The following is a 12372-nucleotide window of genomic DNA, read 5'->3' as shown; positions in this document are numbered from 1 at the left end:
TTGCCTTTGAACAGTAACAAAAATATCGTACAGGGCTTTCTAATATATAATGTGTTTGCTGAATCCATTACAAGATAAGGTTGTGATATGCAAGAGACAAATCATCCTCATTTGCGCAGGAACAGTCGCTACTACCTATATCTTACCTTTCCACTCTCTGTGGAATTTTAATGACTCTTTTGCATACTCTATAGTAATCTGTTACTTCTTAATAAAATGCAATTCCAAGAAATACTGCAAATGCCAGTCCAATCAATGTAATACATACAGATGTGATAAAGATCGGTTTGTAGCTTTCTTTATGTGTCATACCACAGGCAGCCAGGCAGGTAATCACCATACTGTTATGCGGCAGTGTATCCAGACCATTGCATGCAATTGCAGCTATACGGTGTAAAACTTCAGGATTTACTCCCAAGTCCATATATTTTTGTGCAAATACTTCCATAGCGATTCCGATACCACCAGAACCGGAACCAGTTGCTCCAGCAATCAATGTGGTAGCACTTGCAAAAGAAATCAGTGGGTTTCCACCAAGGTTTGACAGCATATCTATCAGATTCTGGAATCCCACAGTTGATTTAACAACATAACCAAATCCAACAACTGCTGCAGTATTCATAATTACCATGCTGGCACGTTTTACACCGTCATCGATCAAATTCAGTTTTTTCGGAGTAGTATTCCAATATAAAATCACACAACAGAAAGAAGCTAAAATAATTGCAATATTTACATTTACCTTAAATACATTTAACAGAACAAATAACAGAACCATCGGAACCACAGATCTCCATGGTTTTACAGTCTCCAATTCTTCAAATGCTTTCATTTTTTCTGCAATATCAGGTGTAATTACAAATCCGTCATTATTTTTCTTTGCTTTTCTGAATTCATACTCCAGATAAATAATACACAGAATACTGCTGAAGACACCAGTTGCAATACCAAGACCGGAAGCTGCCATAGTATCTGTACCAAGATACTGTGTTGGAAGCACATTCAATATAGAAGGAGAACCCGGGAACATGGAACTGTTATACGCCAGAGAAGTATAAATAACACCCGGAATCAACCATCTTGGCAGATTTTCCTGTTTAAATACGCACAGGAAGATCGGATAAGCGATAAACATCAATGCCCATCCATTCACACCTATATATCCTAAGATCAGCACTGCAAGCATACAACCATAAATTGCTCCACGTCCACCCACTTTAGAATAGATCATTTTTGCAAATGCTGCTGCAGCTCCAGATCCTTCCATTATAGATGCAAATACGGTTCCGGTTGCAAAAAGCAAAAAGTTATTCTTCAGGAAATCAGAAAATCCTGTAAAATATGTATCTGTAATTGTATCCAACACAGACAAACCACTGAATATTGCTAAAATTGCAACACATATTAATGTTCCCACAACTGGGTTAAATTTACGATAGCAAATAATAATCAACACAACAAGTGCAACAATAATTCCCAATAAACTCATATCCATAGTTTTATCCCCCTACTGTATGTTTCCTGAAAGTTCAACCGGTACAGCTCCGCCAAGTTTTACGCTTGTGATAATCATTCCGTTTACACTGCCATCCTGGAAATGCAGCGTATAGGTATCGTAACCTGACATATTTAACCAGTACTGCTTTATAACCAATGTCTTATCATCTTTGAATGCATAAGAAAAGCTATTAAGAAAATGATGCGGATCATCAAATACAGCTTCCTGTGTAATCCAGTTTTCAAATCCAGCCTCTACACTTACCTGCTTGTCCTTCAGGTAAAAATTAATCAGCAGTACATTTTCTGTTTTTCTATTAATCTTTATGCTTTGAATTTCCCGGTCATTTTCTTCAAAGGAGAGTGTTTTATCAAACCATTTTCCTTCCAAACAGGAATTTTTTGCTCCTTCCGGATATGGAAGACACAAGTCATCCAGATATTTTTTCAGTTTTTTCTCTCCATCTACATCTGTTTCCAATGTTCCTCTCTCTGTCGGTATAAACAACTTTTCATTTACGATTTTGCTAATCAAACGGTTCGGATTTCCATTCGTATCACTTGCTCCTGCTGTGATTGCAACTGCCAGTTTTTTCTCTGGATTAACCACGATCACATTTCCGAAAGCTCCATAAACGCCGAAGGAATGATCAGCAGTGATCCAATACTGATATCCGTATCCACAGACTGGATATTTTTCTTCTGGAGTATCAATTTGTTTTCTGGTTGCTTCTTTAAGATATTCTTCCGGAATAAGTGTTTTTCCGTTCCATTTTCCCATATTGGCAAGTAATATTGCAATTTTCGCGATGTCGGGTGTTTTCAAATACAACCCCCATCCTCCGACTGTATTGCCTTCTGGGCTTTCCAACCATTCGATATCGGTAATACCCATTGGTTTCAAAACACGTTCTTTCATCAGTGCAAGCACATTTTTATGCATGGTTTTTGTAACCAGTGAAGACAACATATAGCTTGCTCCTGTATCATACTGAAAGACAGTTCCCGGATCATGAGGTAATTTGTATGTAAAATAATGTGTGATCCAGGAATCTGTCACTCCACGAAAACAGGTGCTTAATCTGCAGGAATTTGCTGCCATTGTTAACAGATTACGAACTGTCAGCTGATCGATTCGTTTATCATATTCTTCCGGCAAATACTCTTTAAAATAATCTATCACCAGATCATCCAGATGTAATTTTCCCTCGTCGATTGCAATCCCTACTGCAATACTGTTCATACTTTTCGAAAATGAATGAAGCATCTGCATAGGTTCTTCCGTATATGGTTGAATGCATTTTGAAAAAATCACATCGTTATCGCATACTACAGATATAGAATGAATATCTTCGACGAATGTCTCCAGTTCCTGTACCATACACAACAGATTATCTGAAGATATTCCATAGGCTTCTGGTTTATTTTTTATCATTTTGTGCTCCTTCTTTCAATATTATTGTATTAAATTCTTTCTAAACATTCACGTGAAGTATTTTCCACTATACTATCACAAGTTGTTTCTGGAAACAATTGATAGAATCGTCAAAAATTAATGTTCTGTTCTGGTAGAATTAAACAATTTATTTGTTTTGTTTTATGAATCATTTGATTCTTTTTCGAATTATAACATTCTCCATTGAATTAAAAAAATTTTTTTGCTATACTTGTCATATGATATTTTATTTATGGAGGTTACAATGAGCCTGGATCAACTAATCTATGAAAAAATCCCTTCACTATCGGCAGGACAACGAAAAGTTGCAGAATATATTTTAAATAATAAAGATGAATTCAGCTATGCAACACTAGCTAAACTCAGTAAGGATATTTCTGTCAGTGAAACAACTGTTATTCGTTTTGCTTATTCTCTTGGCTTTGACAGTTTTTCTGCCATGCAGCAAAAACTTCGTGAAGAAATTCTTTCTGTACCACAGCGCAATGTAGAAGGACAAATTCAAAATCAGACATTTTATCAAAAAGTTTTTTCCAGAGAAACGCAGGCACTGCAAGACTGGATCTCACATATAAATGAAGAGCTTCTGGACAAGACCGTAGAAGCTCTTCTGAATGCAGATCATATTCTGGTAACCGGAGCACGCTCTTCTTATCATGCTGCCAACTGGTTTGGGAATCGTCTGAACCTTTTACTTGGTAATACTCACATTATCCAAGAATTTTACGATCCTCGTTTTGATTTATTAAATCATATCACAGATAAAACTGTTGTCATCAGTATAGCATTTGCCAGATATACCAAATGGACGTATCGTTATGCGGATTCTGCAAAAAAAATGGGTGCAACCCTTGTCTCCATTACAGACAGTGTTTCCTCTCCTTTTTTTAATATTTCCCATTATACGATTCTTGCTGCTCCGGTAAAAGACAGTATGGGATTTAGTTCACCTATTTGTATGTATTGCTTATTTGATGCGATTATATCTAAAATCCATGATGAGCGAAAAGATATGATAGTAGAACGTTTAAAACAATATGAAGATACCTATCGGGATTTTGATATGTATTATGAGTAAAACAAAAGATGCTATAAAATTAATAGCTGGATACGTGCTAATTGTCTTGGCAATCTTAATGAAGTTTATTGCATAAAAAGCAAAAGACAGCAAATTAAAATAGGATATCATCTTTTTCTACAGAACCCTACATGACAGCAGACAGGACTTTTACCAATATCTTGTAAATAAAAACCGTCCATGGAAATACTAGTACAGGATTGAAATAAAATTGCGCGTCGGACTCTCATCATTGGAAAATAACGAGAATGCGACGCGCAGTTATTCAAAGGATGAACTGAATGGTACTTTTATTCTTCATCCGCATGATAAATCCCCACATAGCCCTGCGGTTCTACTCTGACAATCTGCTCAACTTCCTCTGTTTTCTCCGGGAAGTCCGCTTCTGTATGAAATCTCACACAGGTTCCGCAGGAGGAGCTTAAATCTCTTGGGACAGGCATGACTTCTGCACTCAGATTCATTGCCTGGCAGTTTCTTCGAAACTGAATAGCTCCATAATGGGAATAGAAGGTTGCTATATATGTGATCATTTTGTAAGTTTCAGCAGGATATCATCTCCCTGCTCTGTTGCCTGTACCTGATATCCCTGATGTGTTGCAAATCTGGATACATTCTCTTTTGCAACTACGTTATCAACCAGGATCTCATATTCTTTGTCTCCGGATTCCATTGCATTCTTTGCGCGGATCACTGGTTCCGGACAGGATAAACCTCTTGCATCTACTTTCTTCATTCGTCTCTCTCTCCTTTTAGAGTGTGTCTAAAAAAATACTTTCCGCAAAGTGAGCGTATTGATTGCGGAAATGATGTCTGCATTCCGACAATCAGGCTTCTTCTTTTCTCATGGAGTTCACTGCTGCGATTACTGCAACTACCACAATCCCAATAATAACTGCAATCTTTCCGTTTGCTGTAGGACCTTCACCGGAAGATGCCAGTCCGAAGTTATGGGCAAAAGCAGCGCCTGCCATCAGACCGAGAACAGTCACAGCTGAATCTGTGTTTCCCTCTCCTGCCAGGATAAGCTGACGCAGCGGACAGCCGCCAAGAAGGATACATCCAAAGCCTGCCAGATACATTCCCAGTGCGTTCCACAGTCCATCTGTGTGTGCGATCGGCTGTCCCGCAAATCCCGGATTGAAATAGGATGTTCCTGTAACTGCACCGAGGATCAGATTCATTACCAGTGCTGTCACAAGAATTGCAGCAAAGCCGAACAGTAATTTATATTCTTTAAAAAGTACCGCATCACGGATACCGCCGACCATACACAGACGTGTTCTCTGTGCCAGAATTCCAACGATAATTCCTGCTGCCAGTGCGATAACAATTGCAGCATGTTTTGCTCCAGGTCCGCCTTCCGGCTCTGTGAAATGGATAAATGCAGGTGCAGCTACCAGCAACAGAAGCATCACAATCTGGAATGCAGGATAAATACTGCCTTCCAGCTTCGGCATCTTATAAGAACGTTTCAGTGTGTAACCTTTCTTCAGGAAAACAGTTCCTGTAAGAATACCGGCTACAAATCCAACAAGTCCAAACAGAGCATTTCCGTCTCCGCCTGCCAGACGCAGAATCATACGGAAAGGACATCCAAGAAACATCAGACATCCGATCATAACAAATGCGCCAAGTGTAAATCTGGTCACAGGTGCAGAGCCGCCTCTTGGACGAAACTCTTTCTTAGCAAGTGAAATGATACATGCTCCAAGCACCAGACCAATGATCTCCGGGCGGATATACTGAACTGCTGCCGCTGAATGAAGTCCCAGCGCACCTGTGGTATCTCTCAGGAAACAGGCAATACAGAAGCCCATATTTGCCGGATTTCCAAAAAACACCAGAATTGCAGCGATCAGACCGATTACGCCTCCTGCCAGAACTATGGTTCCCTTTTCGTTTTTCATTTATTTCTTTCCTCCTTTTGCACTGACTTTTTTTGTTGTCAGCACAATTTCTTTGTATCTATTTTATCATTTTTATGCTGAAATCACTAATTCATTATAGCCGTATTTTATAGTTATTTATAGAAATTATTTATAAGTTGTGCTATACTATAATGATGTTAGGGGCAAAAAGTATTTTGCCCCTAACCTGATATCTACGAATTGTTCCGCAGCAAACTAGCTCCTGCAATTCTCATATCATATAATCTTTAATTATATAAAAATCGGGGGATTTGTTACTGTCAACTACCCATCACCTAAAGGTAATGGGCTTGTAACTGCCCAGTCGTAGTAACGGCTTACGCCTCCGACCTTTTATCCCCAATAGGCATTGCTGCCTAAAGTGGCGTTACATCATTGGGTGGTTGACAGCACCCTTTGTAGCAGAGTTTACTCTGTTACAACTGTATTAGGTACTTGGCTATCAGCAAGATAGTTTATTCCCATACGATACAGATTCATAGCTCCAATACGGTCATCATTAGACGTATAACCGCAGTTTTTGCAAGTAAACAAATGTATTTTCTTATTACGATTAGACTTTTCAGTATGTCCACAAGCAGGACAGCATTGACTGGTATAACGAGGATCCACCTTTATTACAGAAGATTGATTCTGCTTCGCTTTGTAAATCAGCTTCTGCTCAAGGTCATAAAAAGACCATGATACAGAAACATAGCGGTTTTTTGTTTTGACACGTTCTGTAACATTGCGAATACCAGTCAAATCTTCTAATACAAAGAGAGTATGCTTTGGATTACCGGTGGCGAGTGCCTTCGATACCTGATGGTTAATATCCTGCATCCAACGGTTTTCTCGCTGACCGATAGCTTTTAGTCTTCGCCTTGAGGATGGCGTATGTCGCATTTGAAGTTCTTTACGAAGCCTGGAATAATTAGCCCGTTTCTGTTTAATAGCTTTACCACTAACAAATCCAGACTTATGTTTACTGTCATAAGTTGCAATAACAAAGTTAATACCTCTGTCAATACCTACAACATTACAAATATCAGAAATATTACTTTCTTCAACCTCATAGGTAACTGGTATATGCAGATAGTATTTACCATGTTTATTTACAAGTTTGGCAGTACCAAACTTGTAAATAGAATGGTTAAAATACTTAGACATACCCTCAGCAAAATAAGGAAGTTTCACACGACCATTAAGCGTATTAACGGAAAAGCAGTTTTGAGTTAAAGAATAATCTCTGTTCCAAACCAGGTCGTACTGAGGTTTTTTAAAAGATGGTTTTATCCATTCATTCTGATTTTCAAGAATGGTCTTATATCTTGCGATAACCGTTTTAAAAACAGACTGCGCCATTTGTGATTTGAGACTGAACTTTTCTCTTAGAGTAGAGTACAAAATTTTATTGAGTGAGAACTGCTTTAGGTCATGTGTGCGGAATACATAATCTGAAACATAATTACAGGCATCACAATAAACAGACATTGTTTTATTAAGCAAAACTTTATCTGTATCAGTTGCAACTATCTGAACTTTTGCAGTTATAGTTATCTGTTCCATAAAATTTATTCCTCTCATTGATACTTCACTAGCAATAGTGTATACTAATATTTAGTGAACGTCAATAACTATCAGAGGTGATTTATGGATAATAGATATTATCGTCATAACAGACGAAAATACAGTCTGAAAGTACATATAGTTCTTGTAACCAAATACCGCAAACAACTACTACAAGGCTCTATTGCTGATGATGTGAAACAAAAGATTCTCGATATAGCTAATACTCGTGGCTACGAAATAATTGCTATGGAAACAGACAAAGACCATATACATTTTTTGTTAAGTTATGATGCAACGGATAGAGTATGCGACATTGTTAAAATTGTAAAGCAGGAAACAACATACTACTTATGGCAAAAGTATAATTCGGTCTTATCAAAACAGTATTGGAAGAAAAAAATATTTTGGTCAGATGGTTATTTTGCTTGCAGCATTGGAGAAGTGTCATCAGCAACTATACAAAAATATATTGAGAGTCAAGGATAATAGATAACAATTTACAAGGCTCCTCCCACCGCCTAAAGGCAGTGGGTTTCCGCCCATGACAAACGAAAGGATTTATTTATGAATAAAATCTATCTGGATCAGGCCAGTACGTCTTTTCCAAAGGCACCATCTGTTGCACAGGCAGTTTATGATTACCTGGCAGGCTCTGCTGTGAATGTGAACCGGGGAGGATACCGGGCAGCTTATTCTGTGGAAGAACAGATTTTTGAGACAAGAGAACAGCTTCTGAAGCTCTTTCACTTTACTTCCGGAAAGGGTAAGAATGTTATTTTTACAGAAAATATCACTGCCAGTCTGAATGTTCTTCTGAAAGGACTTCTGAAACCCGGCGATCATGTACTTGTAACTGCCATGGAGCATAATGCAGTGATGCGTCCCCTTGTACAGCTGGAGAAACATGGAATTTCTTTTGACAGGATCCCATGCGCTTCTGACGGCAGTCTTCTGCTTGATAAAGCGACCGCACTCCTTCGTCCTGAGACTAAGCTTGTGGTCTGTCTTCATGCTTCTAATGTATGCGGAACTGTCATACCAGCACAGGAAATCGGAGATTTCTGCAAAGAACATGGGCTTCTTTTTATTCTGGACACTGCACAGACGGCAGGAACCATTAACATTGATATGGAGAAATGTCACATAGACGCACTGGCATTTACAGGTCACAAGGGACTCAGAGGGCCACAGGGAACAGGTGGCTTTCTGATCCGCAATAAACTGGCAGCGCAGATTGAGCCTCTTATCAGCGGTGGAACAGGAAGCGCCTCTCATTCTGAAGAAGTACCGGCATTTCTTCCTGATCGTTTCGAGCCCGGAACTCCCAATATACCTGGGATTCTGGGACTTCATGCCGCACTCTGTGATCTGGAGAAACAGTCCATGGAAGAAATCCGCCAACATGAATTAATGCTGACACAATACTTTATAGATGGTATCCTGAATCTGGATCCTGAAGAAAAATTTCTGCGTATTATCGGTAAAAAAAATATTGAAAACCGTTGTGCAGTTGTATCCGTCCAGACCTTACATATGGACATGGCTCAGGCCGCCTTTGAGCTGGACAGTACTTATGGAATTATGACAAGAGTCGGCCTTCACTGTGCACCAAACGCACATAAAACTCTTGGAACATACCCGGAGGGTACTCTCCGTTTTTCTTTCGGACCTGAGAATAGAAAACAGGAACTGGATATTGCTTTAGATGCATTATCCGCATTACTATAACAATCCTAGTGTACCAACAAGTTGATTTCTTGAACAATCTTACGTCTAAATTTCTTATTTCCGCGTTGTCGTCAGTCGCCGTAGCCACCGCTACGCCTCTCTCCTCCGCCTTGAAATAAGAAAATTTATCCTGCAAGATTGTTTCAAGAATCAACTTGTCGGTACACTCGTACATCGTTTTCGTACATAAAAGGAGATTTTCACAATGGAATTTAAACAGTTAGAAGCATTCGTCGCTGTCGTGGATTACGGCAGCTTCTCAGAGGCGGCCCGCCGCCTCTATCTGACTCAGCCTACGATCAGTGCTCATATACGTTCTCTGGAAGATGAGCTGCATATGAAACTGATCATCCGCACTACAAAGAAAACAACGATTACAGCCAAAGGCTACCAGCTTTATGACAGTGCAGTCCGTATGCTGGAGATCAGAAATAATCTGCTTGAGAATTTTACAGGTGCCCACAAACATATGATAGATCTGGCTGCATCTACCATTCCTTCTTCTTATCTTTTGCCGGAACTGCTTGCTGCTTTCGGAAAAACGCATCCTGATGTTTATTTTCACTCCATACAGTCAGACAGTTCAGAATCCATCAACCGGGTGCTGGACGGAACTGTAGATCTGGCTCTGGTAGGCCAGAATACACGTGATGAGAGCTGCGTATTTATTCCTTTCTGCCATGATGAGCTGGTCATAGCAACTCCTGTAACAGATCACTATCTTGCACTCAAGGACAGAGAAACACCCGCTATTTTTCATGATTTCCTGAAAGATCCTATTATTTTCAGGGAAAAAGGCTCCGGCACAAAAAAAGAAATGGACCTTTTTCTGGAGCGCACAGGCATCACAACAGGCAATCTGAATGTGATTGCCCGCATGAATGACCTGGAAAGCATCAAAAAGTCCATTGTTAATGGTCTGGGAATCTCTATTCTTTCATCACGCTCTGTCAATGACCTGCAGAGGACAAAGCAGATTCTTGTCTTTCCGCTGGAGGAAGCTGCCCATAAGCGCAGTTTCTATATAGTCTACAGCAAAAACAGGATTCTGAAACCCCATGTAAAGCAGTTTGTACAGTTTGTGCGAGACTATTATATGTAACTGTTATCTGCCGGCATCCAGCAGTTTCACAAACTCTTCCTCCGGCATCGGTTTGTAAAAATAATAACCCTGAATATAATCACAGCCGTTATCTCTTAAGAACTCGACCTGCTCTTTAGTTTCAGCACCTTCTGCTATAATCTTTATCTCCATAGTATGTGCCATTTCAATGATAAAGCGGATAATACTGCGTGTTTTGGTATTGGTTTCTATCTGCCGCACAAAACTCATATCAATTTTCATAATATCAAAGTTGTAATTCTGGAGCATTCCAAAGGAAGAATATCCGCTTCCAAAATCATCCAGGAGCAGCAGAATCCCTGCTTCTCTTAATGCCTCCAGAGTTGCATTTCTGTCTGCCTCAATGGCAGCATAGGAAGTTTCTGTAATCTCCATTCTGCACAGACCGGACGGCATGGAAGCATCTGCACATTTCTTCTCCAGCCAGTTCATGATCGTCTCATCATAGAAATCCATCCATGACAGATTAGTTGATACCGGAACTGTGATCTTATCGGACTGATAACGTTTCTTCTGAAATTCATTAACCGAATCCAACACATACAGATCCAGTTCGGAAATATGTCCGCTTTTCTCCAGTGCAGGAATAAATACACCCGGCGAAATAAATCCCTTTTTCGGGTGGAACCACCGAATCAGAGATTCTGCTGATGCAATCTTTCCGGTCATTGCATCCACAACAGGCTGAAAATATACTTTGAACTGTCCCTGCTCAATCCCTTCCTCCAGTTCACCTGCTAATGTTGCTTTATCTATATATGTATTCTTCATGGAAGAATCATAAATCTTATATGACTGGACAAACTCATCTGTAATATATCTCTGGGCAATCTTTGCCCTGTCAATCATTCCATTCACAGACATTTTTTTCTTTTCAAGCATAAAAATCCCACATTTGACAGACAAATGAAGTGTTTTTCCTCCCCGGGTAAGTTTCTTCTGACACATTCCGGTAAGCATATCCAGATCGAGATTCTTACGTTCTACCAGACAGATAAAATGATCTGCGTCCTCACGTGCCGATACCAGAGGCTTCAGCTCTGATTTCCGGACATCTTCGTACACTTTGCGCAGCATCATATCTCCGATTTCTGTTCCAAAAAGCTCATTGACTGCCTTGAAATTCTTAATATCGAAAAATACAACCGCATATCCGGTTCTGTCTTCACTTTCTTTCAGGATCCGTTCCACATGACGGATAAAACCCTGTCTGTTATATCCGCCCGTCAGAATATCCTGTTCAAATTTCTCCGTAATATCCTCAACTGTAGCTACAATAATGTCAAAAAATTTATTGAGGTAAAAAAATGTATAGTTCTTTAAACATTTCTCCCCTTTTTTATTAAACTGATGAACAGAGAAAGAATATCTATCTTTCTCCTGCAGTTCTTTCCGAATGGTATCAAGACGCACACATTTTTCATATACGGATTTCTCATCATCCGGAACAAATTTCTTCATAACTTCAGTAACATAACCGGAATAACTGATCTCTTCTGCCAGAACCATCTCCATGGCAAAGATACCCGGATGATCCAGTCTCACACAGTCTCTCTGCCCGTCAATAATCTCTATTCTGTCAAAATTCTTTCTGTACAGCATATGCGGAATCTGCTCTGAAAAATAGTTCTCTGTAATATCAGAAAAATAGATCAGTGCTTCCAGCCTGTCATAAGAAACGTTCCGGACCATCTCAACTGTGGTTCTGATCATCCTCAGATTGATTCCTTTTGCGGCATACACAGGACATTCCCATTGGATCATATCTTTTCCCTGTGTCAGACACTCCCTCAGATTATCTACACAAAATACCTTTCTGTACTGAGTTCTCACTTCTCTCTGCGGAATAGACTGACTGATCCGCTCAATATAAGAATCCAGTGGTTCATTTACATCTTTCAGCTCCAGTGAAGCAATCCTGCTGTTTGCCATAATACAGCTTCCATCCGAAATATTTACTATAACTGAGGCAAACGCATCTTTTGCATGGCGTATGATCTTATCCAGA

General features: G+C 39.6%; 11 protein-coding genes. 4 read left to right on the top strand and 7 right to left on the bottom strand.

What is annotated here, in order from left to right; genetic code table 11:
- Nucleotides 1-208: 208 nt before the first annotated feature.
- Both AC075J_RS13500 and AC075J_RS13495 read right to left on the bottom strand, forming a co-directional pair.
- Nucleotides 209-1495, bottom strand: a complete 1287-nt coding sequence (locus tag AC075J_RS13500; protein ID WP_008706328.1) for a GntP family permease — start codon at nt 1493-1495, stop codon at nt 209-211.
- Nucleotides 1496-1507: 12 nt separating this feature from the next.
- Nucleotides 1508-2932 (bottom strand): serine hydrolase domain-containing protein, encoded by a 1425-nt coding sequence (locus AC075J_RS13495; protein ID WP_008706325.1) that lies wholly within the window; start codon nt 2930-2932, stop codon nt 1508-1510.
- Nucleotides 2933-3197: 265 nt separating this feature from the next.
- On the opposite strand from AC075J_RS13495, the gene AC075J_RS13490 reads away from it, so the two are divergent.
- Entirely contained in the window at nt 3198-4031 is an 834-nt protein-coding gene (locus AC075J_RS13490; protein WP_020993643.1) for a MurR/RpiR family transcriptional regulator, read from the top strand.
- Between the two features lie 290 nt (nt 4032-4321).
- Here AC075J_RS13490 and AC075J_RS13485 read toward each other — a convergent pair whose 3' ends face one another.
- The 4 genes from AC075J_RS13485 to AC075J_RS13470 form a co-directional block, all read right to left on the bottom strand.
- Nucleotides 4322-4564 carry a putative Se/S carrier protein gene (locus tag AC075J_RS13485; protein ID WP_008706323.1) on the bottom strand — a complete coding sequence of 81 codons (243 nt, stop codon included), beginning with the start codon at nt 4562-4564 and terminating at the stop codon, nt 4322-4324.
- Complete coding sequence (locus AC075J_RS13480) at nt 4561-4767, bottom strand: sulfurtransferase TusA family protein (protein ID WP_022380030.1); 207 nt, start codon at nt 4765-4767, stop codon at nt 4561-4563. The genes AC075J_RS13485 and AC075J_RS13480 overlap by 4 nt, the downstream gene beginning before the upstream one ends.
- 91 nt (nt 4768-4858) lie before the next feature.
- Nucleotides 4859-5941, bottom strand: a complete 1083-nt coding sequence (gene yedE / locus AC075J_RS13475; protein ID WP_118569507.1) for a YedE family putative selenium transporter — start codon at nt 5939-5941, stop codon at nt 4859-4861.
- Between the two features lie 429 nt (nt 5942-6370).
- Nucleotides 6371-7510 carry an RNA-guided endonuclease TnpB family protein gene (locus AC075J_RS13470; RefSeq protein ID WP_118569508.1) on the bottom strand — a complete coding sequence of 380 codons (1140 nt, stop codon included), beginning with the start codon at nt 7508-7510 and terminating at the stop codon, nt 6371-6373.
- Between the two features lie 84 nt (nt 7511-7594).
- Between AC075J_RS13470 and tnpA the strand changes: the two genes are divergently transcribed.
- The 3 genes from tnpA to AC075J_RS13455 all read left to right on the top strand — a co-directional run bounded on the left by tnpA (nt 7595) and on the right by AC075J_RS13455 (nt 10343).
- Complete coding sequence (gene tnpA / locus AC075J_RS13465) at nt 7595-7999, top strand: IS200/IS605 family transposase (RefSeq protein WP_055054026.1); 405 nt, start codon at nt 7595-7597, stop codon at nt 7997-7999.
- A 78-nt stretch (nt 8000-8077) separates the two neighbouring features.
- Nucleotides 8078-9241 (top strand): aminotransferase class V-fold PLP-dependent enzyme, encoded by a 1164-nt coding sequence (locus tag AC075J_RS13460; protein WP_118569509.1) that lies wholly within the window; start codon nt 8078-8080, stop codon nt 9239-9241.
- Nucleotides 9242-9446: 205 nt separating this feature from the next.
- Entirely contained in the window at nt 9447-10343 is an 897-nt protein-coding gene (locus tag AC075J_RS13455; protein ID WP_118569510.1) for a selenium metabolism-associated LysR family transcriptional regulator, read from the top strand.
- A gap of 3 nt (nt 10344-10346) precedes the next feature.
- Here the strand turns inward: AC075J_RS13455 and AC075J_RS13450 are convergent.
- Nucleotides 10347-12372 (bottom strand): putative bifunctional diguanylate cyclase/phosphodiesterase (locus AC075J_RS13450; protein ID WP_476390416.1); only part of this gene is annotated, 2026 nt, incomplete at its 5' end.

It is taken from the genome of Blautia sp. ZXY-1-C6, from assembly GCF_056339875.1.
The sequence above is the reverse complement of the archived record's forward strand: the minus strand, read 5'-3'. Positions and strand labels throughout refer to the sequence as shown.

Bases quoted from the DNA above. Each gene is read 5' to 3' on its own strand.
- AC075J_RS13460 (WP_118569509.1), top strand. From the start codon at position 8,078: ATGAATAAAATCTATCTGGATCAGGCCAGTACGTCTTTTCCAAAGGCA.
- AC075J_RS13500 (WP_008706328.1), bottom strand. From the start codon at position 1,495: ATGGATATGAGTTTATTGGGAATTATTGTTGCACTTGTTGTGTTGATT.
- AC075J_RS13495 (WP_008706325.1), bottom strand. From the start codon at position 2,932: ATGATAAAAAATAAACCAGAAGCCTATGGAATATCTTCAGATAATCTG.
- AC075J_RS13470 (WP_118569508.1), bottom strand. From the start codon at position 7,510: ATGGAACAGATAACTATAACTGCAAAAGTTCAGATAGTTGCAACTGAT.
- AC075J_RS13485 (WP_008706323.1), bottom strand. From the start codon at position 4,564: ATGATCACATATATAGCAACCTTCTATTCCCATTATGGAGCTATTCAG.
- AC075J_RS13480 (WP_022380030.1), bottom strand. From the start codon at position 4,767: ATGAAGAAAGTAGATGCAAGAGGTTTATCCTGTCCGGAACCAGTGATC.
- yedE (WP_118569507.1), bottom strand. From the start codon at position 5,941: ATGAAAAACGAAAAGGGAACCATAGTTCTGGCAGGAGGCGTAATCGGT.
- tnpA (WP_055054026.1), top strand. From the start codon at position 7,595: ATGGATAATAGATATTATCGTCATAACAGACGAAAATACAGTCTGAAA.
- AC075J_RS13490 (WP_020993643.1), top strand. From the start codon at position 3,198: ATGAGCCTGGATCAACTAATCTATGAAAAAATCCCTTCACTATCGGCA.
- AC075J_RS13455 (WP_118569510.1), top strand. From the start codon at position 9,447: ATGGAATTTAAACAGTTAGAAGCATTCGTCGCTGTCGTGGATTACGGC.